At 37.9% G+C, this 23,662-nt stretch carries 24 protein-coding genes; 9 read left to right on the top strand and 15 right to left on the bottom strand.

Annotated features, from left to right (window positions below):
- Window positions 1-8: 8 nt before the first annotated feature.
- Window positions 9-986 (bottom strand): alpha-ketoacid dehydrogenase subunit beta, encoded by a 978-nt coding sequence (locus O7776_RS03865; RefSeq protein WP_241367831.1) that lies wholly within the window; start codon window positions 984-986, stop codon window positions 9-11.
- Between the two features lie 3 nt (window positions 987-989).
- Window positions 990-2,105 (bottom strand): pyruvate dehydrogenase (acetyl-transferring) E1 component subunit alpha, encoded by a 1,116-nt coding sequence (pdhA, locus tag O7776_RS03860; protein WP_274309326.1) that lies wholly within the window; start codon window positions 2,103-2,105, stop codon window positions 990-992.
- 383 nt (window positions 2,106-2,488) lie between these two features.
- On the opposite strand from pdhA, the gene def reads away from it, so the two are divergent.
- Window positions 2,489-3,046, top strand: a complete 558-nt coding sequence (def, locus tag O7776_RS03855) for a peptide deformylase (RefSeq protein WP_274309325.1) — start codon at window positions 2,489-2,491, stop codon at window positions 3,044-3,046.
- Between the two features lie 255 nt (window positions 3,047-3,301).
- Here the strand turns inward: def and O7776_RS03850 are convergent, their stop codons facing one another.
- The gene (locus tag O7776_RS03850; RefSeq protein WP_274309324.1) at window positions 3,302-4,072 is read right to left on the bottom strand and encodes a Cof-type HAD-IIB family hydrolase; all 771 of its coding nucleotides are present in this window, start codon (window positions 4,070-4,072) and stop codon (window positions 3,302-3,304) included.
- A gap of 338 nt (window positions 4,073-4,410) precedes the next feature.
- Between O7776_RS03850 and O7776_RS03845 the strand changes: the two genes are divergently transcribed.
- Window positions 4,411-4,620: a DNA-dependent RNA polymerase subunit epsilon gene (locus O7776_RS03845; protein ID WP_241367825.1), complete on the top strand. Its 210-nt coding sequence runs from the start codon at window positions 4,411-4,413 to the stop codon at window positions 4,618-4,620.
- Between the two features lie 5 nt (window positions 4,621-4,625).
- Window positions 4,626-6,293 (top strand): ribonuclease J1, encoded by a 1,668-nt coding sequence (rnjA, locus tag O7776_RS03840; RefSeq protein WP_274309323.1) that lies wholly within the window; start codon window positions 4,626-4,628, stop codon window positions 6,291-6,293.
- Between the two features lie 177 nt (window positions 6,294-6,470).
- Here rnjA and O7776_RS03835 read toward each other — a convergent pair whose 3' ends face one another.
- Window positions 6,471-7,127: a potassium channel family protein gene (locus O7776_RS03835; RefSeq protein WP_274309322.1), complete on the bottom strand. Its 657-nt coding sequence runs from the start codon at window positions 7,125-7,127 to the stop codon at window positions 6,471-6,473.
- Between the two features lie 59 nt (window positions 7,128-7,186).
- On the bottom strand, window positions 7,187-7,615 hold the full coding sequence (locus O7776_RS03830; protein ID WP_274309321.1) for a TlpA family protein disulfide reductase: 429 nt from the start codon (window positions 7,613-7,615) through the stop codon (window positions 7,187-7,189).
- 486 nt (window positions 7,616-8,101) lie between these two features.
- Between O7776_RS03830 and O7776_RS03825 the strand changes: the two genes are divergently transcribed.
- Genes O7776_RS03825 through O7776_RS03805 form a run of 5 tightly spaced genes read left to right on the top strand, consistent with a single transcriptional unit; the run spans window position 8,102 to window position 12,434 of the window.
- A complete protein-coding gene (locus O7776_RS03825) occupies window positions 8,102-8,644 on the top strand; it encodes a helix-turn-helix domain-containing protein (RefSeq protein WP_274309320.1) in 543 nt (180 codons plus the stop codon).
- 17 nt (window positions 8,645-8,661) lie between these two features.
- Window positions 8,662-9,762: an ABC transporter ATP-binding protein gene (locus O7776_RS03820; protein WP_274309319.1), complete on the top strand. Its 1,101-nt coding sequence runs from the start codon at window positions 8,662-8,664 to the stop codon at window positions 9,760-9,762.
- A complete protein-coding gene (locus O7776_RS03815) occupies window positions 9,755-10,561 on the top strand; it encodes an ABC transporter permease (protein ID WP_274309318.1) in 807 nt (268 codons plus the stop codon). Before O7776_RS03820 ends, O7776_RS03815 begins: the two co-directional genes overlap by 8 nt.
- The gene (locus O7776_RS03810) at window positions 10,561-11,361 is read left to right on the top strand and encodes an ABC transporter permease (protein WP_274309317.1); all 801 of its coding nucleotides are present in this window, start codon (window positions 10,561-10,563) and stop codon (window positions 11,359-11,361) included. The genes O7776_RS03815 and O7776_RS03810 overlap by 1 nt, the downstream gene beginning before the upstream one ends.
- Entirely contained in the window at window positions 11,358-12,434 is a 1,077-nt protein-coding gene (locus O7776_RS03805; RefSeq protein ID WP_274309316.1) for an ABC transporter substrate-binding protein, read from the top strand. Before O7776_RS03810 ends, O7776_RS03805 begins: the two co-directional genes overlap by 4 nt.
- 42 nt (window positions 12,435-12,476) lie before the next feature.
- On the opposite strand, the gene O7776_RS03800 is transcribed toward O7776_RS03805, so the two are convergent.
- Window positions 12,477-12,938, bottom strand: coding sequence for an 8-oxo-dGTP diphosphatase (locus O7776_RS03800; protein WP_274309315.1), 462 nt, complete (start codon window positions 12,936-12,938; stop codon window positions 12,477-12,479).
- A 183-nt stretch (window positions 12,939-13,121) separates the two neighbouring features.
- On the opposite strand from O7776_RS03800, the gene O7776_RS03795 reads away from it, so the two are divergent.
- On the top strand, window positions 13,122-14,306 hold the full coding sequence (locus O7776_RS03795) for an MFS transporter (RefSeq protein ID WP_274309314.1): 1,185 nt from the start codon (window positions 13,122-13,124) through the stop codon (window positions 14,304-14,306).
- Window positions 14,307-14,348: 42 nt separating this feature from the next.
- Here O7776_RS03795 and O7776_RS03790 read toward each other — a convergent pair whose 3' ends face one another.
- The 9 genes from O7776_RS03790 to fadH form a co-directional block, all read right to left on the bottom strand.
- Window positions 14,349-15,167 (bottom strand): ABC transporter permease, encoded by an 819-nt coding sequence (locus tag O7776_RS03790; protein ID WP_274309313.1) that lies wholly within the window; start codon window positions 15,165-15,167, stop codon window positions 14,349-14,351.
- Window positions 15,148-16,092 carry an ABC transporter ATP-binding protein gene (locus tag O7776_RS03785; protein WP_274309312.1) on the bottom strand — a complete coding sequence of 315 codons (945 nt, stop codon included), beginning with the start codon at window positions 16,090-16,092 and terminating at the stop codon, window positions 15,148-15,150. The genes O7776_RS03790 and O7776_RS03785 overlap by 20 nt, the downstream gene beginning before the upstream one ends.
- Window positions 16,089-18,407: a DUF8725 domain-containing protein gene (locus O7776_RS03780; RefSeq protein WP_274309311.1), complete on the bottom strand. Its 2,319-nt coding sequence runs from the start codon at window positions 18,405-18,407 to the stop codon at window positions 16,089-16,091. The genes O7776_RS03785 and O7776_RS03780 overlap by 4 nt, the downstream gene beginning before the upstream one ends.
- Window positions 18,408-18,538: 131 nt before the next feature.
- Window positions 18,539-19,657 (bottom strand): N-acetyldiaminopimelate deacetylase, encoded by a 1,119-nt coding sequence (locus O7776_RS03775; RefSeq protein ID WP_274309310.1) that lies wholly within the window; start codon window positions 19,655-19,657, stop codon window positions 18,539-18,541.
- Window positions 19,658-19,669: 12 nt separating this feature from the next.
- Window positions 19,670-20,383, bottom strand: a complete 714-nt coding sequence (gene dapD / locus O7776_RS03770) for a 2,3,4,5-tetrahydropyridine-2,6-dicarboxylate N-acetyltransferase (protein WP_274309309.1) — start codon at window positions 20,381-20,383, stop codon at window positions 19,670-19,672.
- A gap of 84 nt (window positions 20,384-20,467) precedes the next feature.
- A complete protein-coding gene (locus O7776_RS03765) occupies window positions 20,468-21,361 on the bottom strand; it encodes a transcriptional regulator CcpC (protein WP_241367806.1) in 894 nt (297 codons plus the stop codon).
- 319 nt (window positions 21,362-21,680) lie between these two features.
- Entirely contained in the window at window positions 21,681-22,121 is a 441-nt protein-coding gene (cbpB, locus tag O7776_RS03760) for a cyclic-di-AMP-binding protein CbpB (RefSeq protein WP_241367804.1), read from the bottom strand.
- 214 nt (window positions 22,122-22,335) lie between these two features.
- Window positions 22,336-22,572: a short-chain dehydrogenase gene (locus O7776_RS03755; protein WP_274309308.1), complete on the bottom strand. Its 237-nt coding sequence runs from the start codon at window positions 22,570-22,572 to the stop codon at window positions 22,336-22,338.
- Between the two features lie 162 nt (window positions 22,573-22,734).
- On the bottom strand, window positions 22,735-23,502 hold the full coding sequence (fadH, locus tag O7776_RS03750; RefSeq protein WP_274309307.1) for a 2,4-dienoyl-CoA reductase: 768 nt from the start codon (window positions 23,500-23,502) through the stop codon (window positions 22,735-22,737).
- Window positions 23,503-23,662 lie beyond the last annotated feature (160 nt).

Here is a 23,662-nt window from a genome sequence, read left to right as displayed (position 1 = left end):
CTCAATTCTTAGAATGTTAAAACTTTTTTCGCAGTTTCCATTATATCTTTATATGTTGGTAACCATACACCCTCTGCTTGAGGGAATGGGTAAATTGTATCCGGCGCTGCCACACGTAATACAGGTGCTTCTAAAGAAAGAATTGCACGTTCTGTAATTTCCGCTACAACATTCGCTGCAATCCCAGCTTGCTTTTGTGCTTCTTGAACAACGATTGCACGACCTGTTTTTTCAACAGAAGCAATAATTGTTTCAATATCAAGTGGCTGAATTGTACGTAAATCCACTACCTCTACAGAATAACCTTCTTTCTCCAGCTCTTCTGCCGCTTTTAAAGACTCATGAACCATTAAGCCATATGCGAAAATCGATAAATCTTTACCTTCGCGTTTTACGTCTGCTTTACCAATTTCGATTGTGTACGCTTCTTCAGGTACTTCTTCACGGAATGAACGGTAAAGTTTTAAGTGCTCTAAGAAAATAACTGGGTCATTATCACGAATTGAAGCTATTAATAAACCTTTTGCGTCATACGGAGTTGATGGAATCACCACTTTTAAGCCTGGTGATTGCGCCATTAGCCCTTCCAATGAGTCTGAGTGCATTTCCGGTGTATGCACGCCACCACCAAATGGAGAACGAATTGTTACCGGCGCATTATACGTGCCACCAGAACGATACTTCATACGCGCTAATTGACCACTAATTGAATCCATTACTTCGAAAACGAAGCCGAAAAATTGAATTTCCGGTACTGGACGATAGCCTGTTAATGCTAAACCGATTGCTAAACCACCGATACCTGATTCAGCAAGTGGTGTATCAAATACACGATCTACGCCAAATTCTTTTTGAAGACCTTCAGTTGCACGGAATACCCCTCCGTTTACCCCAACGTCTTCACCGAATACTAATACGTTCTCGTCGTTTTTTAATTCGCAACGTAATGCATCTGTAATTGCTTGAATCATCGTCATTTGTGCCATGGCTTATTTCGACTCCTTCTCTTTGTAAATTGCATATTGTTCTTTTAAGTTATATGGCATCTCTTCTGCGTACATATTGTCCATTAACTCAGTTACTTTTTGTTTTGGTGCTTGGTCCGCTAATTTGATTGCTTCTTTAATCTCTTCTTTTGCACCTTCGATTACAGACTCTTCTTTTTGTTCATCCCATAACCCTTTTGCTTCTAAGAATTTACGGAAACGAATTAATGGGTCTTTTGCTGCCCAATCATTGTCTGTGTCTGTTGTACGGTAACGAGTTGGGTCATCTCCTGCCATTGTATGTGGGCCATAACGGTAACACATTGTTTCGATTAATGTTGGGCCTTCGCCACGAACAGCTCGGTCACGCGCATCTTTTGTTGCTGCATAAACTGCTAATGGGTCCATACCGTCTACCAGAACCGATGGAATACCTGCCGCAATCCCTTTTTGTGCGATAGTTTTTGCAGCAGTTTGTAATTCACGTGGTGTCGAAATCGCAAATTGGTTATTTTGTACGATGAAGATTGCTGGTGATTTAAATGCACCCGCAAAGTTAATCCCTTCATAGAAATCCCCTTGTGAAGAACCACCGTCACCTGTATACGTAATTGCTACAGATTTCGTACCGCGCTTTTGTAAACCTAATGCGACACCTGCAGTTTGAATATATTGTGCACCGATAATAATTTGTGGTGCTAAAATGTTAACTCCTTCAGGCACTTGGTTACCGATAAAGTGACCACGACTGAATAAGAATGCTTTCCATAATGGTAATCCGTGCATAACGATTTGTGGAACATCACGATAACCTGGTAAAATCCAGTCCTCTTTTTCAAGCGCGTAATGTGACGCTAATTGAGACGCTTCTTGACCTGCTGTTGGGGCATAGAAACCTAAACGACCTTGGCGGTTTAATGAAATCGAGCGTTGGTCTAAAATACGTACATAAACCATACGTGTCATTAATTCCACTAATTGCTCGTCCGTTAATTCCGGCATTGCTGCTTCGTTTACTACTTCTCCGTTTTCATTTAAGATTTGGAACATTTCAAATTTGCTTTCAATCTCATGTAATGTTCCAGCTGGATCAAATTGATTCATCATTTTTTCTGCCATTATTTACATCCCCTTTGAACTGTATTAAAAAAAAATTAAATTCGAATAGTACAATATTGTTCTATTCAGAGTATAATGAATAAAATTCCATCGGTCAATCATTGTTTATCATCTAAATAAAAGAAATTTCATTCACCACTAAAATTATAACAGTAGCGTTATCTGTATTATAAATTTATTAATTCTGTACTATAATAGAATACCTGTTTTATTCTTTTATTATTTACAATACAATTTACTAACCAGTGTAAATCATTCCCCATTTCAGCCACATTCAATCTATAAGATGAATTATTTCACCTTTCAAATGTTTTTTCTACTTCACTTTTTCTAAGTCGTGTATACTTAAAGGTAATTAAGTTAGAACTGAAAGGAAGTTTCACATGATATTAATGGAACAGATTATTCGTGAGGGTCATCCTACATTGCGCACACGCGCTGAGGAGGTAACCTTCCCATTAACAAAAGAAGATCGTCAATTAGCTGAGGATATGCTGCAATATCTAATAAATAGTCAAAATCCTGAAATGGCTGAAAAATATAATTTACGAGGTGGAATTGGATTAGCTGCTAACCAAGTAAATAGCCTTAAGCGTATGTTTGCGTTGCATTTAGAAGATGACAAAGGTGAGCTTTTAAGCTTTGTTGCTGTCAATCCTAAAATCGTTAGCCACTCTGTAGAACAAACTTATATTACAAGCGGTGAAGGCTGTCTCTCTGTAGATCGCGCTGTGCCAGGCTATGTACCTCGCTACGCCCGCATTACTGCAAAATTTATGACTGTTGGCGGCGAAGAAAAGAAAATTCGTTTAACTGGTTTACCTGCAATCGCATTTCAACATGAATTAGACCACTTAAATGGTGTGATGTTCTTTGACCGTATTAACGAAAAAGATCCATTCGGTGAAATTGAAAATAGCACACCTTTTGGTCGCGAATAAAAAAAGCGCTAAAGCGCCTTCCAGCCCCAGGTGGGCAAAACACCACATCCATGTGGCATGCCCACAATGACTCACGTCGTGTGAGCCGCAAGTTTTGGAGAGCCCGACGCAAAAGTAAACGCACCACCACTTTTTGCAGGAGGGATCTAATGGTGCGAGGGGCTGGCGCTTTAGTCTAGACACTTTGAAAAAATTTATACTTTATTATATTTTAAGAAAAGCGCTGCGGATAATCTCGCAGCGCTTTTCATGTAGTTAAAATAATTTTAATTCTTTCATTATTTTGTATAGACCATCTTGATCAACATGGTCTGCTACAATCGATGCGACTTTTTTGGCTTCATCATGACCATTCTCCATCGCTACACCTAACCCTACTTCACGCAACATCTCCACATCATTCAAACCATCCCCAAAAGCAATGACATCTTCCATTTCAAAATCGATGTGTTCAATTAATTTAGTAATACCAAGCGCCTTCGAACCACCACTCGGGAGCATATCGCAGGAATATGGATGCCAGCGAACGAATTGTATCTCTTGGAATTGTTGCTCATACAGTACTTGCTCATGCTCTTTTGCAAAGACAAGCGTTTGATAAACAGGTGTATGCAAATAATAATTTTCATCAATCGTTGGATAAGGATAATGGAGTGTCGCTAAACTTTCTTCAATTTCACAATAACCACTTTTCGACGCAATCATTTCTTTTTCGTTTAAAAAAACGAAAGGATGGTCATGCTGCGCACCAAATTGTAAAATCTCCCTTAACGTTTCATTCGCAATTTGATTGGTATAAATTACTTCCCCTTTGTAAACGACGTATTGACCGTTAAACGTAACATATGTATCAATTTGAAGTTCCTCTAAAATTTCAGCAATCATAAATGGGGCTCGACCAGTTGCAATCGCAATTTCATGACCATTTTCACGTGCTTTAAAAATTGCCTCCTTAGCTGATTGGGGAAGCTGTTTTTTCGAATTATACAAAGTACCATCCACATCAAAAAATAAAAATTTTTTCATTGTTATCTTCCTTTATAATAGTGACCCTTTACAAAAAACAGAATATTCCGTATAATATAGACAAGGAGTGATGACCTATGTTACGACGTCTCAAAAAGAAATGGCTTAAACAATTAAACGGCATCCTCGGAAAAAAATTAATTGCCTAACTTCCTTCAATTTCAATTGGCACGTCTATATTAGGACGTGTCATTTTTTTATGTTATCGACATGTTTATCCATCATTTTTAAAGGGCTTTTCTTTATTTTAAAGGAGTCCCATGATAATATAAAGGAAATGCGTGTTTCTTTATAAAATTCAACGCAATAATAATGTTCGTTATTAAAGGAGAGTAACTATGATTTACAAAGTTTATTATCAAGAAGGTATTTCAGAAATTCCAGTTCGCGAAAACACTAAAGTTGTATATGTAGAAGGGGCATCTGAACGTGAAGTACGTTATTACTTAAAAGACCGCAACTACAATATCGAGCTAGTTCAACTATTAGAAGGTAACTATTTAGAGTATGAACAAAACAGCTCTAACTTCCAAGTGGAGAACGCTTAACTCTTATGAAATTCGTTAAGAATGATCAAGCAGCTGTATTCGCACTCGGCGGACTGGGCGAAATCGGCAAAAACACATACGCAGTACAGTTCCAAGATGAAATTATTTTAATTGACGCAGGTATTAAATTCCCTGAGGACGACCTACTTGGAATTGACTATGTTATTCCGGACTATACGTATTTAGTTCGAAACGTAGACAAAATTAAAGGCTTATTTATAACACATGGTCACGAAGATCATATCGGCGGGATTCCTTACCTATTACGTCAAGTAAACGTTCCAGTTTATGGTGGTAAATTAGCTTTAGGCTTATTACGCAACAAATTAGAAGAGCATGGTTTATTACGTTCAACAAAATTAATCGAATTTAAAGAAAACGATGTCATTAAGTTCCGTAAAACTTCTGTGAGCTTCTTCCGTACGACGCATAGTATTCCAGATGCATACGGTATCGTTGTCAAAACACCTCCTGGTAACATCGTGCATACCGGGGACTTCAAATTTGACTTCACACCTGTAGGCGAACCTGCCAACTTAACTAAAATGGCTGAAATTGGTCGTGATGGCGTGCTTTGCTTACTATCTGATAGTACAAATGCTGAAAAAACAGATTTTACGATGTCTGAGCGTACTGTAGGGAAAAGTATCGATGAAATTTTCCGCAAAGTCGATGGACGTATTATCTTTGCGACATTTGCATCAAACATTCACCGTCTACAGCAAGCAACGGATGCCGCTGTAAAATACGGTCGTAAAATTGCCGTATTTGGTCGTTCAATGGACAACGCCATTACAATCGGTCGTGAATTAGGTTATATTACAGCACCAAAAGAAACATTTGTCGACGTACAAAGCTTAAACCGCTTACCTGCAAATGAAGTGATGATTTTATGTACAGGTTCTCAAGGTGAACCGATGGCCGCATTATCACGCATTGCGAACGGTACGCACCGTCAAATTCAAATTCAACCTGGTGATACAGTAGTGTTCTCATCTTCTCCAGTACCTGGTAATACGATGAGCGTAAACAAAATTATCAACTTATTATTCCGCGCTGGTGCAGAAGTTATTCACGGCGCACTCAATAACATCCATACTTCTGGTCACGGTTCTCAGCAAGAGCAAAAACTAATGTTACGCTTAATGAAACCGAAGTTCTTTATGCCAATTCACGGTGAATATCGCATGTTAAAAATCCACACGGAACTTGCGGAAGCCTGTGATATTCCTTTAGAAAGCTCATTTGTTATGGAAAACGGTGATGTACTTGCATTAAGTGCTAACGAAGCTCATGTTGCTGGTCGTATTCCTTCTGGTGATGTGTACATTGATGGTAATGGTATCGGTGATATTGGCAACATTGTATTACGCGATCGTCGTATTCTTTCTGAAGAAGGCTTAGTAATTGTCGTTGTAAGTGTTGATATGGCCAACAACAAAATTGTTTCAGGTCCTGACATTATCTCTCGTGGATTCGTGTACATGCGTGAATCAGGTACAATGATTAATGAAGCTCAAAAAATGTTAAATCAACATTTAAACAGCACAATCCAAGAAAAAGATACACAATGGACTGATTTGAAAAATGAAATTACAGACGTTTTAGGACCGTATTTATACGAAAAAACAAAACGTCGCCCAATGATCTTACCGATTATTATGGAAGTATAAATAAGAAAAGGTATTCGCGCCCGTTAAGCTCCGAAAGACATTGGAAGGCCCGACGCAAAAGTAAACGATCCACCACTTTTGCATGGAGGGACAGAAATGGCAGAGGGGCTGGCGCGAATGCCTAGACATAAACAAGGGTGCCCCGAATTCAATTCGGAGCACCCTTGTTTATTTAGCCTAAATTTCCTTTTTCACAAAACGATTAATGTCGACATCTGCACCAATAATGAGTAGAACATCGCCTAGTTGAATACGTTCAGTTGCTGGTGGGGAAATCATAATTTCGTCCTCGCGCGTAATGCCGAGAATGTTGACACCATATTTTGCACGAATGTCTAATTCAATTAATGAATGACCTGCAATAGTTTCACTCGCGCGAATTTCCATAATCGAATGCTCTCCTGATAATTCTAAGTAATCGAGTACGCTATTTGAAATCATATTGTTTGCAATACGAATCCCCATATCGCGCTCAGGATGCACGACAAAGTCTGCGCCAATTTTACGCAACACCTTTTCATGATAATCATTTTGCGCTTTTACCGTAATTTGTTGTACACCAAGTTCCTTTAAAATGAGCGTCGTTAAAATGCTCGATTGAATATCTTCTCCTATTGCCACAATGACATGTTCAAAGTTCCACAAGCCTAGTGATTTTACAGTTTCTTCCTCAGTTGTATCGGCAACGACTGCCTGTGTAGCAATACGCGCAAATTCATCGACACGCTCGCTATCGGTATCAATCGCCATGACGTTAGCGCCCTGCTTCACAAGCTCGCGAACAATACTGCCTCCGAAACGACCTAATCCAATTACTACGAATTCTTTTTTCATATAGTCTCCTCCGAACAAATCATTGCCAACATTTTACCGCAATTAACGAATTGTTTCCATTAAAGAATTCGTTCAATTTTTTGTTGTAATGATTTCGTCGCTAGAAAACCAACTTTGAAAAATCGTAAGCGTTGCAATTCATCAAATAAGTAATAGGAAGGTACGATTTGATTTTTAAACGCATCACTGATTGTTAATTCATTATCTACGTATATCGGAATAGTTAATTGTAATCGTTGAACTGTATCATTTAATTGTTCTATTGAATAATCACTTTTTTCTCGAGGCATATGAACTGCATAAACCGATAATCGATTTTGATAAAGTGTTTGAATGTCATTTAGTTTTTCAATCGATTGTTTACATTGTGGGCAGCTCATTGACCAAAAATAAATAAAGGTTGGCAAAGTACTTTCCTTTTGTACCTGTTGCTTATTTAAAATAACAGAAGCACCTTTTAATGCTGGCATAGCTGTATAAAGTTTCATTTATCTCCTCCTTAAAATAGCATATGTATGTATTTCCAAATACGTACAGTATCGGGCTTTACAGAAAACGAAGTAATAATCTTAAGTATCAACTAAATTTCTTTCAAAATGTAACATAAATAGACTTGAAATACTTGCTAGAATCTGTATAATTGTTATTGCTTTCGTAAACTAAAAGTTTTGTAAAAGTAAACTTCCGTACTTAAGGTTTAACAATAGTAAACTCTTACCGGGGGATTTTTTATTATAAGAAAAGCGCATTCGCGCCCTTTTAGCTCCGAGTGGGCAAAACGCCACATCCATGTGGCATGCCGCCAATGACTCACATCGTGTGAGCCTCAGTCATTGGAGGGTCCGACTAGAAAGTAAACGCTTCACCATTTTCGACGGCGGGACCATAATGACCAAGGAGCTGGCGCGAATGCCTAGACACTGTTATAACAGAAAAATTTTTACTTTCTAATATCTCAAAAAGGAGCGTCCCAAATGCAAATTGGTACGAAGATCAAAGCATTACGCCTAAAAAAGGGTCTTACCCAAGAAGAGCTTGGGGAACGTACAGACTTAACTAAAGGCTATATATCTCAACTGGAGCGCGATTTAAACTCCCCTTCAATCGAAACATTATTCAACTTATTAGAAGTGCTAGGCTGTTCACCACGTGACTTTTTTGATGACGAGCAAGAAAACGAAAAAATTGTCTTTACAAAGGATGACCAAACGAGTTTTATTGACCACGATAAAAAATACGAAATCGAGTGGCTAATCCCTACATCCAATGAAAAAGAAATGGAACCTGTTTTTATCACGTTACAAAAGGATGCGGAGTTCAAAGCGTTTGAGCCTTCATTGGCGGAAACCTTCATTTATGTATTAAACGGCCGAATTCGTGTTGTACTTGGCAGCAATGAATATATCGCCAGTGAAGGAAATGCCGTTTACTATGAGGCATCTTCTAATCACCAAATTTTTAATGCGCACAATGGTATTACCAAATTACTGTTAGTCGCAACGCAATCTTATTTATAACTTAGGAGGCTACTTACATGGATAACACGATTATTCGTTTTGAAAATGTTACAAAATCATACAATGACGGTACGGTTGTATTAAAAAATATTAATTTTGAGTTAGAACGTGGAAAGTTTTACACATTACTTGGGCCATCTGGTTGTGGGAAAACAACCATTTTACGTATTATTGCGGGCTTTACTGACGCGACAACAGGCGATGTGTTCTTCAATGACAAACGTATTAATGATGTGCCTGCAAACGAGCGACAAGTAAATACCGTGTTCCAAGATTACGCATTATTCCCTCACTTAAACGTTTTTGAAAACGTAGCATTCGGCTTACGTATTAAAAAGGTAAAAGAAGCAGAGGTGAAAGAACGCGTACAAGAAGCATTAAAATTCGTCAACTTAGCAGGCTATGGCAACCGTGAAATTTCAGAAATGTCAGGTGGTCAGCGTCAACGTGTTGCCATTGCACGTGCGATTGTAAACGACCCAGATGTAATTTTATTAGATGAGCCATTATCAGCATTAGACTTAAAATTACGTACAGAAATGCAGTATGAACTGCGCGAGCTACAACAGCGTCTCGGTAAAACATTCATCTTCGTTACGCATGACCAAGAAGAAGCGTTAGCAATGAGCGACGAAATTTTCGTTCTTTCTCATGGCGAAATTAAACAATCAGGTACACCGGTAGACATTTATGACGAGCCAATTAACCGCTTTGTTGCGGATTTCATCGGTGAGTCAAACATCGTTGACGGTATCATGATTGAAGACTACAAGGTAAAATTCGCTGGTAAGGAATTTGAATGTGTCGATGGTGGGATGAAACCAAACGAAAAAATCGATGTGGTAATCCGTCCAGAAGATTTAGAAATCACAACACCTGAAAAAGGCAAATTAGTTGTAACTGTTGATACACAGCTATTCCGAGGGGTTCACTACGAGCTATCAACGTACGATAAAGACGGTAATGAATGGTTAGTACACTCACTGAAAAAAGCAGAGGTTGGCGAAGAAATCGGCTTAGATTTTGATCCTGAAGCAATTCATGTAATGCGCTTAAATGAAACAGAAGAAGATTTCGACAAACGTTTAGAAGCATATGAGGTTGAAGACCATGAATAACAAAGCATCTAAAGGACCGTTAATTCCTTATTTATTCTGGATACTTTTATTCGTAATCGCGCCAATTGCTTTAATCGTTTATTATTCATTACTTGATTTAAACGGTGACTTCACACTTGCCAACTATGCGAAGTTCTTCACACCTGTTTATTTAAAAATGACGTTAAGTAGTTTCTGGTATGCGTTTTTAATTACGTTGTTTACATTATTATTCGCCTACCCTACTGCTTACTTATTAACAAAAACAAAGCACAAACAATTATGGTTAATGTTAATCATTATTCCGTCTTGGATTAACTTACTATTAAAAACGTATGCATTTATCGGGATCTTCGGTTTATATGGTCCAATCAATGCAATGATAGAAGTATTTGGTTTTGATCCACAGCAAATTTTATTTACAGATTTCAGTTTTATTTTCGTATCGGTTTATATTTTCATTCCGTTTATGATTATTCCGATTTTCAACTCATTAGATAAAATGAATCCATCGCTTGTATACGCAGCACGCGACCTTGGGGCAAATGCTTGGACAACATTCCGCCGCGTGATTTTCCCATTAACAATTGATGGCGTAAAATCAGGAATTCAAGTAACATTCATTCCTGCGTTATCTCTATTCATGATTACACGCTTAATCGCGGGTAACAAAGTGATTACACTAGGTACAGCAATCGAGCAGCAATTCTTAGTTTCTCAAAACTGGGGCATGGGTTCAACAATCGCGGTATTCTTAATTTTATTCATGGTTTTAACTATGTTATTCACACGAGACAAATCTAAAGGAGGCCGCGCATAATGAAAAAATTATCAGCTATGTCTAAAGCGTATTTAGCGTTTGTATTCGTCGTACTTTATGCGCCAATTCTTTACTTAATTTTTTATTCCTTCAACAGTGGCGGCAACATGAACAACTTCGAATCATTCACTTGGGAGCATTACCAAGCGGTGTTCGAGGATTCGCGCCTTATCGTTATTTTACTGAATACAGTCATTGTAGCGCTTTTATCTGGTTTAATTGCAACTGTTATTGGAACACTTGGTGCGATTGGTATTGTATCAATTAAAGATAAAAAAATGCGCAATACATTACTTTCATTAAATAACGTCTTAATCGTTTCACCGGACGTTGTCATCGGTGCGAGTTTCTTAATTTTATTCACGATGATAGGTGTCAAGCTTGGCTTTGCTTCGGTGTTAGTATCACACGTTGCATTCAGTGTACCAATTGTTGTATTAATGGTTTTACCTAAGCTTTTAGAAATGAATAAGTCTTTAATCGATGCTGCACGTGACTTAGGTGCTACAAAGCGTGACGTCTTAACACGTGTTATTTTACCGTATATTTCACCTGGTATTTTCGCTGGTTTCTTTATGGCATTAACGTATTCACTAGATGATTTCGCGGTAACATTCTTTGTAACGGGTAACGGTTTCTCTACATTATCAGTCGAAATTTACTCAATGGCTCGTGCTGGTATTTCGCTAACAGTAAACGCCATTTCAGGTTTAGTATTTGCGGTAACGATATTAATCGTTATTGGTTACTATTTCATTAATAAACGTTCAAAATCAGTAGCAACGGAGGGACAACGATGAGAGATTTAGTTCAAGCAGCCGTTGGAATTATCATTGTCTGTGCCCTACTGTTTGTCGCAATTGACCAAATGCAATCAGCAGGCAGCAAAGGTAGCAAGGATTCATTAACAGTTTACAACTGGGGTGAATATATCGATCCAGAATTAATCGATAAGTTTGAAGAAGAAACAGGCATTAAAGTCACATACGAAACATTCGACTCAAACGAAGCGATGTTGACAAAAATTCAGCAAGGTGGTTCAGCTTATGATATCGCCGTACCTTCTGAATATACAATCGAATCGATGAAGGAAGAAGATTTATTAATTCCAATCGATCATAACCTAGTTCCAAATATAAAGAATATTAATGCGGACTTTTTAGACTTAGCATTCGATAAAGGCAATAAATACTCCATCCCTTATTTCTGGGGTACAGTAGGTATTGTTTATAATCCGAGCTTAATTGATGATCATTTAACATTCGATTCCTGGGAAGATTTATGGGACCCATCATTAAAAGATAAAGTGTTTTTAGTAGACGGTTCTCGCGAAGTAATTGGTATGGGCTTAAATTCAATCGGTGAGTCATTAAATGCAAAGGATGACGCACTTTTACGTAAAGCGACAGATAAACTAATTACATTATCGCCAAACATCAAGGCCATAATTGGTGACGAAATTACACCTTTAATGATTAACAACGAAGCAACCGTTGCATTAACTTGGTCAGGTCAAGCAGCTGATATGATGTGGGAAAATGAAGAGTTAAATTTTGCAGTTCCACAAGAAGGTTCAAACTTATGGTTTGATAACATGGTTATTCCAAAAACATCTAAAAACGTGGAAGGTGCCCATAAATTCATTAACTTTATGTTAGACCCTGAAAATGCAGCACAAAATGCTGACTACGTAGGTTACTCAACACCAAATGAGGCAGCTTGGGAACTAATGGATGAGGAAGTCATTTCAGACGAGCGCTTCTACCCATCAAATGAACAACGTGAAACATTAGAGGTTTATGAAAATCTTGGTCTTAAATGGTTAGGTAAGTACAACGAGTATTTCTTAGAATTTAAGATGAGCATTAAATGAATAAAAATGCCGAGCAGCTAAATTGTTGCCCGGTTTTTTTCGTTATAGCTTATGTATGATTCTTTTATCTAATCGATTGTTTTCTTCATCCCAGATCATATGAATTTCAAATGTACCAGGTTCAAAAAAATAATCAAATCGCACGCGAATATCTTCTTGCATTGGGTAATTTTTGACCTCGCTAATTTTCACCCACTCCAGTGTTCCTTCATCACTATGTGTTAACAACTGTCCTGAAAAATCATCTGTTAAATAGTTATAAATAATAAAATGATCTTTTTTGACCTCATTCGTATAATGCGAAATACCTTTAAACGTTAAGCTATGTACATCTAGTCCCGTTTCTTCCTTTACTTCGCGTATAGCGCCTTCCGCAAAGCCTTCTGGGAAATCTACTTTTCCACCCGGTGGAATATACCCTTTAAAATTATCATGCTGACGATTTAATAACAGTACTGCATCATCTTTTTGTACCATGATTACTGTCCAAAATTTATAATTCATATTTTCAAACCTTCTTTTCATAGCGTTTATTTACTCATTTAAACAAAATTATTCTGAAGATTCAACCTACCATTTTCAGTCTTATGCCTGAAGATTTTTATCGTGAAAGTCATTACAATATGATATGCTATTGGCAATTATTCATTTCTACTTTCGAAATATTTTAGTAAAGGGCTGAATTGTATGGAACAACAATCAAATAAAATAGCACTTTATTTACTGATGTTTAATATGTTTATTACTATGGGTGGTATCGGGATTATCGTTCCTGTTATGCCAGCATATTTACAACTATTTGGCGTTGGTGGACAAGTGCTTGGCTTTCTAATCGCTGGCTTTGCGCTTGCACAATTTTTACTTTCCCCTGTTTCAGGTGATTTATCAGATCGACATGGGCGTAAAATGTTTATCGTTGCAGGGCTTGTGGTATACGGCTTCGCACAAATTTTATTTGGGCTTGCATCAGAAGTATGGGTATTATTTTTAGCACGCTTTTTAAGTGGAGCTGGGGCAGCGTTCATTATGCCACCAATTATGGCATTCGTCGCCGACATTACAACGTATGAAGAACGTGGTAAAGGTATGGGCATGATTGGTGCGGCAATGTCTCTTGGCTTTATGATTGGGCCAGGTATTGGCGGATTTTTAGCAAATGTCAATTTAACATTTCCGTTTTACTTAGCAGGTGCGGTGGCGCTGATTGCCTCTGTACTATCTGCAATTTACTTACCGAATGTAAAATCTACGAAAACGATTTCTGCGCCAAGGGAAAAATTATTTAAACAGCTTGCTCGCTCTGTAAAAACATCATATTTCATATTTTTAGTCGTCGTTTTTACATTTAGCTTTGGGATTGCAAACTTCCAAGCAACATTATCGCTTTATTTAGATCATAAATTCGGCTATACACCAACTGATATCGCAATCATTTTAACTGTTGGTGGCTTTGCAGGGGTTGTACTGCAAATGTATGTTGTGAACAAATTATTTAAACGCTTCGGTGAGATGAAAGTGATATTAGTAAATCTTCTACTTGCAGCGGTGACAATGTTACTAACAATCTATATTAGCGGCTTCTTCGTTATTTTAGTCGTAGCTACTTTGTTCTCTATCGCAACAACATTCATTCGTCCTGCTGTTAATACACTAATTTCGAAACTAGCAGGTGAAGAGCAAGGTTTTGCAGCAGGTATGAACAATGCTTATATGAGCTTAGGGAATATGTTTGGCCCAGCACTTGCAGGAATTTTATTTGATTGGAATCCAGATTCACCATACATTTTAGGAACGGTCGTCTTAGTCGGCTGCTTTATCCTCGCATTTACCTGGACATCAAAAAGAGCTGCACATTTATTAAAAGCATATTAAAAACAGTACGCAATTCGCCTTATTAACGAATTGCGTACTGTTTTATTTGGTTTCACGTAATTTTTTCGAGGCAATCACTAGACAGACAATTCCAATAAACGCGTAAGCAATACAGTAAATTGCAATCGGTGGCCAATCTAGATGTGTCATTTCTTTAATCGCAATGGCAATTTCAGGTGAAATCAAACTTAGCACAACGGCAATCGGATTTATACTAATCCAAAAATAAGACGCATAATACGAAGTTCCATCAACGAAATTAATAATACCTACCAGGAAAAAGATAAACGTAAATACCGCTAAAAAAATCATAACCCCATAGGTAGAAATCATTGATACAATTGTCTTTTTCGTAATCGTTGAAAATAATATACCAACACTCCCCACTGTAAATACCGTTAGTAAAAACAGTAGGAATACTTTCACTAACATCCATGGTGATACCCCACCAAATAAAAACAAAATGCTATACATCGGTAACGTCGCAATTAACATAACAACTAAATAAGCAAGCGACGCAGTAAGTTTACCGATAATAATTTGTGAGGATGTCTGCGTAGTCGTTAATAAAATATTGAGCGTTTGCTTTTCACGCTCTGTACTTATAGAACCCGCTGTTAATGCCGGTGCAATGAATAGCAGTAAACAAATCTGTAATACTGTTAAACTGCAAAATAAGATAAAGCTACTTTCTGGCTGCACATAGCCATTCGAAAACACACCCGACATAATAATGAAGTACGCAATAATAAATAATGTCAGCGCAATTAAATAAAAGGCGAGACTCGAAAAGCTTTTTGCATTTCGAAATCTCAGCTTAAGTTCTTTTAGTAGCACTGGATTAGATATTTTGAGATTCATGCTTCGCCACCCCCTCGGTAATAACCATAAAGACATCCTCTAAATTTTTCTTTTGTACTTCAAGCGCGCTCACACGAATACCAGCCTCAATCGCTTGTTTTAGTACTGCAGCTTGCGCGTATTCATCGCCAGTAAATACAAATGAAATGGCATCTCCTTGTTGAGTGGCATTTGCTACTTGTGGTAAGTTAGCAAAAAAGGCGAGCGCACTTCCCTCATCCTCAACAACTGAAACCGTCACCCACTTTTCACCTTGTAGCTGTGCTTCAATTTCAGCAATATTACCACTCGCAATAAGCCTTCCTGCATGTAACACGCCAATCTCGTCACAAATTTCCGCTAGTTCTGGCAAAATATGCGATGAAATACAAATCGTTTTCCCAAGACGCTTCAAGTCCTTTAAAATATCTCGCATCTCCACACGTGCTCTTGGATCCAGACCTGATGCTGGCTCATCTAGAATTAAGATATCTGGATTGTGTATTAAAGTACGCGCTAAGCACAAACGCTGCTTCATCCCGCGCGACAAATCATCAACGTATTCAAATCGCTTCTCGGTCAAGCGCACGAGTGACAGGAGCTCCGTAATTTTTTGCACCCTTACTGCTTCGGATAATTGATAGGCCGAGCCATAAAAGTCTAAATACTCCTCTACTTTTAACTGGTCATATACCCCGAAAAAGTCTGGCATATAGCCAATCATGGCACGAACGGCATGCGCTTCATTGGTCACACTTTTACCATTTACTAAAATATCTCCTGAAGATGATGGAATAAGCGTTGCTAAAATCGAAAATGCTGTAGATTTACCAGCACCATTCGCTCCAACAAAGCCGTAAATAGTCCCACTTTCAATTGTAAGCGACACATCTGCTAACGCATTCGTTGTTCCATAGTTTTTACTAACATGCTGAAATTCAATCATTGCTTCATCGCCCCTTTCAGCTCAATCATCGGTAGCTTCACATTATCACTATACACAGCGTCTGAAACATGCCATCTAAATTGAATCATGTCATTTTCTATATAATCATTCACATTGTCAGTTGAATATTCACTAGGTAACGATTCATATTGATTCGTTTTTACATTATAAATTTGCGAGCTAATCGCACTACCATATAGCTTATAACTTAAACTTTCCCAAGAAATATTATGCACCATAATAGATTGTGGCAATTGATACGTAACCTTATAATCTGCTGGATCTAAATAATAGGAATCTTGACCACTAATCTGCTGATCCTTAACCCCACCAAATAAATCTGTGGAATATTTCATTAGCATTAAGTCTCCGTTTATAGTGACATCATCAGAGAAGTTTACCGATGCCGTAAATGGCTGCACCACTAATACAGTAGACTGCATTTTCGCCTTCCCAGTAAATTGTGCCCCAATATCCGCTGTATTGGAATAGCCGATGATTACAGGGGATTGATCATCCATCACAAGTGTATTTGCTAAACTTAATAACCGTCCTTTTCTAACTACATCAATTGTTTCTGGTGTCGGTCTGTCATAATAGGTTTGATCAACTGGTAACGTGTTAGGTGCAATCAATGATGATACCAATTTTTCATTAACATGCTTTGATTCACCTTGTTTGATATCGCCTATATTAATAAATTGCAGCCCAGTCCAAATTTGTACTTCCTTTAAATCAATCGTTAAGTCATTGCGAATTGTCCCTGTCACCATGCTGTTTTCATTTACTAGTTGAACATCAAGCTTTCCTATATCAATTGCGCCACTGCCAATAAAAGATTCGACATCCCAATAAGGCACATTTTTTAATGTTAATGTTTTATGATCCTGCTGCTGTTTTACATAGCCCCATCGACCATTTTGAAAATCGCGTAGTCCAAATGATTGCCCGCCATAGCTTGCTATCTTCATATCATTTGTTAAGTTAAACTGATAATCGCTTCCACGGTTAGATAATAGGCTTTGTGCAAAATATTGCTCTGAAGTATTGTCACTAATTTTCACTACTGCCATTTGCTGTATTTGAGGTTGAACGATGCGGTCTTTAGCACCGACCAAAAAGAGTGCCACTGACACAACAAGTGCAATAGCTGGAATAATCATCCATGCATATTCGCGTTTATCTTTACGTTTTAAGAAATAATAAAGTAATGGCCCAAGTAGTAAAATATATAACCCAAACACGACAACAATTTTCCATAATGAAAATTCAAATGAAGCAAATAATGCATTCACTGGCACAACATTACTCGATAAATCACTTTCTGGCGTAGATGTATAAAAGTTCACATCAAAATCTAATAATTTCGCCATTAAATATGCCGCATTATCGCTTTTAGACACTGTAGCATCTGTAAGTGAAAATGCTGTTTGAATAAGTGCACCTGAGCCAATTTGTTTTCTAGCGGCAAGTACCGTTTCATCGATTTTGAAACTATGTGCGCCTTGGATTGGCTGTACATCATGAATCGTTAAGACTGTATCGAATCCTTCTTGCCCTGTGAATTGTTGAAGTTGTTCGGCATTAATTGTTTTCGTTACCGATGAAGCTGTTAACGCTTGATACGGTTCCAAAGCAGTACCAGAAACATCGCCATCTATTACAAGCTGCCCCCCACTTTGAATCCAGCCTAAAATAGCCTTTTGCTGTACTTCTGTTAATTTATCCAATTCTTGCGTTAAGAAGATCATGTTAAAAAGTGCTAAATCCTCTGATTGTTGAACACTTTCAAGTGATGTTATTGCAAATTCAGATATATCAACAACACTACTTTGCTGAATTGCACGGAGTTGTTGTAATGCGCTAGCTAATTGCTTATCACCGAATACTCCAATCATAAATGCATCATACGTAGTCAACTCTGGTTTGTTATGTGTAACACGATAATCTTTTGATTCGTTCCCTTTTTCAATCGAATCATCATATAAATAAACGAATTTCCCTGTTGAATTATCGATTATTTCATAAGGTAAATAATTTATATACACTTTTTTCCTTACGACTTCATTTGGCGCTAACTGTAGCGGAATTACTTCACCCCTTTGTAATAAATAATTATTGGCATATGTCGTGACAAGCTCCCCATCAAATGTACGCTCATCATTTTGGATCGTAATCGTTACAGCAATCGGTGTATCTTGCTTGCCTTTTCCTTCAAAACCGTAGTCAACGTCAATGTTCATCTCAGCAGCTCCATACATCAACGGTGCGAACATTGTCACTAAGAAAATTAGAAGCATGACATATTTCTTCATTTTACTCCACCTCTCTTTGCTTATTTGTACGAATCACAACTAACAAAGTTGCGAATTATCAGATCTTTTGATTACTATATTAAAAATACCCATTCAACAGAGTTCGTTAAATGGGTATAATACAGTATCTTTTATAGTGAACGTAAAAACGCTTCGACAAATTTTTGATTAAATGGAATTAATGCTTCGTCTGGCGCTAGCTTTGCATGATGTAAACCAAATTCACAATTCGCTCCTGCCCAAAACATCGCTCCAGGAATCTCTTTAATAAAGTAGCCAAAGTCCTCCCCTGTCATCGCAGCAGGACATTCATAGCTCGTTGCACCAACAAAATCACGAGCAAATTCAAGAAGCGCATTTGCACAACGTTCCTCATTATTTACCTCATAGTACATCGAACCATAGTCAATCATCACACTACACTCAAATGCTACCTCAATACCAGTACAAATTGCTTCTATACGGTGCTTCACTTCTGCCATTGCATCCGCATTTAACGTACGAATGGTCCCTTCTAAGCGCGCATTTTCAGCAATTACATTTTGCACGGTACCTGAAGTCATTTTGCCAATCGTAATGACTGCACTATCCATCGGATTAACATTACGGCTAATGATCGTTTGCAATTGCATAATTAAGTTCGCTGCCGCCACCGTCATATCACGTGTTTTATGAGGAAACGCTGCATGCCCACCAACACCTTTTAAATCGATAAATAGCTCGGAAGTATTCGCAAAAAGTAAACCTGACTTTGTCGCAACGGTACCAACTGGATATTCTGGTGCAATATGCAGGGCATAAATTTCATCTGCAACAAGCTGCGGCTGTTCTAGTCGTAGCCATTCAAGCATCGGCTCAGCACCACCTGGACCTTCTTCAGCTGGCTGGAAATAGATTACTACATTTTGTGTCGGACGATTTTTTGCAAATGATTCAACTAAGCCAAGTGCAATTGCCATATGACAATCATGTCCACAAGCATGCATAAACCCTGTATGTTGCGATTGAAAGTCTAAGGCTGTATCTTCAAAAACGGGCAATGCATCCATATCTGTTCGCCAGCCAATTTGCTTCATCGGATTTGTTCCTGCAATCGCTACGACAATCCCTGTTTTCCACGTCACAACTTGCATATGCTCTTGTGGTAACTGTTCAATAAAATTTAATAAATACGCCTGCGTTTTAAATTCTTTAAAGCCAACTTCAGGGATTTGATGTAAATCACGCCGAATTTCAATCAGATTTGTCATTGCTACACCTTCTTATAAGTTGCGTAATGAATCAATTATTTCAGTTTTTGATTTCGTTTTTTCATCTAACTTTTTAATTTCACGAGCTGGTACACCTGCTACAACTGTGTATGGCTCTACATCTTTAATAACAATGGCACCCGCTGCAACAACAGCACCTTTGCCGATTCGTACACCTTCTAATACAACGGCATTAGCACCGATGACAACATCATCTTCTACGACTACAGGTAACGCACTTGGAGGTTCTACTACACCTGCTAGCACTGTTCCTGCTCCAATATGGCAGTTTTCACCAACTGTAGCACGCCCACCTAATACGGCACCCATATCGATCATTGTTTTTGCACCAATTTCAGCACCGATGTTAATAATCGCGCCCATCATAATAACAGCTTGCTCACCTATTGTTACTTGGTCACGAATAATCGCACCTGGCTCAATACGTGCATTAATATGTTTTGTGTCTAATAACGGTACACCTGAATTACGGCGATCGTTTTCAACAACATAATCTTCAATTTGTGTTTCATGTTCCTTTAAAGCTGCCTCAATTTGAGACCACTCACCGAAAACAACGGCATTATTGCCATCACCAAATACTTTTGCATCTGGACCATATGATAAATAAGCGACACCCGCACCTTTTACATAAACTTTAACCGGTGTAACTTTTTTTGCCTGTGAAATAAAATCAATAATTTGCTGTGCATTTAATTTCTCCATTGAGACACCCCTTTAATATGTGAGTTTTCTTAACACGGAATATTGTACTAAATTTTCAGTTAAAATAAAACTGTTTTTTTAAGCTTATCCTCTGGAATAATCATATAAACAGCGGGCATGGTCTTGTACTACATTGACAAATGCCTCCACTTGGCGTAATTCAAACGTCGATTCATAGCCAATTAACCACGTATCACGTGTCAAGCCATGATCATTTTCTGAGTTGGTTAACGGAATTTTGTGCACCTTTTCCTCACCATTTAATGTGATGGACGGTAAAATCGCATAACCAATGCCATTTAGTGCCATTTGTTTACATGTTTCGATTTGGTCTACAATAATTTGATGCTTAGGATTGTAGTTAAAATGACGTTGCCACCATTGTTGTATTTCCTGATAATAATTCGAATCACTTTTAAATTGAATAAACGGGCGATCTGATGTGATAATATCTTCCATATCTTGAATTTCCTTATCAACTAAGTACATCATATCGCGGAATAAATGGATTTTTTTCCCCTTCCATTCAGCTTGCCCACGGACAATACCGATATGTGCTTCTCCATCATAAAGGGCTTTCACAATTTCTGAGCTCCAACCAGTCATAAGCGAAATTTTTGTATCTGGATATTTTGTTACGAAATCCTTCAAAACTTTTGGTAGCCAGTTTTGACCTACAATCGATGCACAGGCAATTTTTAACGTACCATGTACTTTCGACTGCAACGCTTGAATGGATTCAAATATTTCTTCACGCTTCACTATCATTTCATTCGAATATTGGATGACTAATTCACCAGCTGGCGTCGCCGTTAATCCCTTTTGTGAGCGAATAAATAATTGTGCACCCCATTCTTTTTCGATGGATTGTAGGCGCTGTGACAAAGCTGGCTGTGTTAAAAATAAACGCTCGGCAGCCTTACGCATATTCTTTTCCTCTGCCAGCACCTTGATAATTTCCGCTTCTGTCGCCGTCATAAAACTCTTCCTTTCTTACATCAATTACTACTCGGCTAACTCTCGTCCAGATTTTTTTCGAGTTTGCTCGAAAAATTCCTCTAAAAAATCTGTGACATCCGTCGGGGGCTTGGACCAACACAATGTTGGTCACTCAGGTATTGCCTCACGACGTGGCGTTCTTAGCCTGAGTTTCCCTATTCAGCCGAGGGTTATACCCTACTAAATAAAGGACATACTTGGCATACATCTTTCACTTATAGTAGTGGAGGACTTCTGCTGAAGCAAGTTAAAAAGTCGACAAAATCCTTTATGGACTTTGTCGACGAATGGTTACTTACTAATTTTGTTGATACATATACTTTTTCAATTGCTTTAAAATAATTCTTCGCGTCATAATACCGACAAACGTACCTTCTTCATCGATTACACATAAGAAGGCATGGTTAATGACTAAATCAAGTGCACGACGAAATGTATCCGTAATTTTTAAATATGCTACATCATGATTCATAACATCATCTACTCGAATTTCAGCTAGTTTTTCATATTCAATTCGTTCTAATCCTAAAATGGATTCCGTTATCATTTTTGTGCTAAGTAGTCCCTTTAAACGATACTTTACGTCTAAAACTGGGATCGAAGAATAACCTGTTTTCGTTAATACGAGCAGTGCGTGTTCTGCGTTATTCCCACTTTGAACATGCGCTACCTTTTCAGAAGAAATAATAAAATCTTTAATCGGCATGTCTAGTAACGCTCGGTTGTTCGTTGAAATCATTACATTCTACTCCTTTGACTCCGTAAATACGGGCAAATCAACACTTAAAAACTCGAAAATTTTAAGCTTAAGTAAACAATACCCTTTTTCGCATATTATTTACCTTACCTCTATCATACCATAACAGGTAAATCCTTGACTAAGAAACATGCCCATTTACGCAAAAGAAAAAGCATAACAAGACGAGCAATTTCGTCCTATTATGCATGAATATTTAGTAACCACGTGCCCAATAATAAAAAATAATAATACCTGTAAATGCTAAAAATACCGCGTATGATAACACAATTGGATTAAGTAAAAATGGATGCTCTATAATTTTGTCAGGCACTTCTGAATCCCGCTCTTCACCACTATGCTCAATTTTATGTCCCACTTTTACGGTTAAATAATAGCCAATTAAACAAAGTACTATGCAAACAAAAATCGTTGGATAAAGCCACATACCCACTACTAGCGCCCCCTTTTGCGATAATGGTAGTATGTGGTTTTTTAACAGAAAGTATGCAAGCAACATTGAGTAAATTCACTAACCAAAATGGATTAAATGCATATTAGATAAATGCACTTCATTCCAATTTTTGTATTGAAATATGCTAATTGTGAATACAACTTAAAATGGATGTTGATTTAACCATTGACCGCCATCTAATGAAATGCATTCACCATTTAAATAGCCTGCCTTATCTGACAGCATAAACGCTGCTAAATCTGCAATTTCTTCTGGTGTACCAAGGCGTCTTAATGGTACTGAATTAATCGTGCGCTTTGCCTGCTCCTCTGATTCCCACAGTTTTTCCGCGCCTCCTGTACGTTCAATTGGCCCAGGTGCGATGGCATTAGAACGAATTCCGTATTGACTGCCCCATTCAACTGCTAATGTACGCGTAAGGGATAGCACACCAGCCTTTGCAGCAGCCGAATGAATAACACCAGCACCTGCACCCCATGCATATGTGGCAACCATATTTAAAATCGATCCCTTAATCCCCTTTTCAATCCAGTAACGGCCTACTGCTGAAGAACAATAGAACGTACCATTTAACACGATATCAATGACAGCCTTCCAGCCATTTGGTGACAGCTTTTCTGCATGCACTAAAAAGTTACCAGCTGCATTATTTACTAAACTATCAATACGTCCAAATTTTTCAACGGTAAAGTCGACCATAGCTTGTACATGTTCTGGCTCACGTACGTCCATTTGGAAAGTTTCAATATTTGAGCCAAATGCCAGAATTTCCGTTTTAGCATTTGCTAAACGCTCCACATCGCGCCCTGTAATTACAACACTAGCTCCCTCTTGCACAAATTGTTTCGCCATGCCCAGCCCCATCCCACTAGAGCCACCAGTAATAATAATCGTCTTACCTTGTAACATCCATCCATCCCCTTTTCAAATAAAATGAACAACCATTCATAAATTCATTTTACTATATAAGTAAGATTAATTGTAGAAAAATTTAAAATTTTCTATTTTAAACACTATTATCGTTATCACACAAAGAAAAAGCCACGACCAAATCGAGTCCGTAGCTTCA

The sequence above is a fragment of the Solibacillus daqui genome (assembly GCF_028747805.1).
GTDB classification, from domain to species: Bacteria; Bacillota; Bacilli; order Bacillales_A; family Planococcaceae; genus Solibacillus; species Solibacillus daqui.
This window is presented reverse-complemented; position numbering and strand designations above follow the sequence as displayed.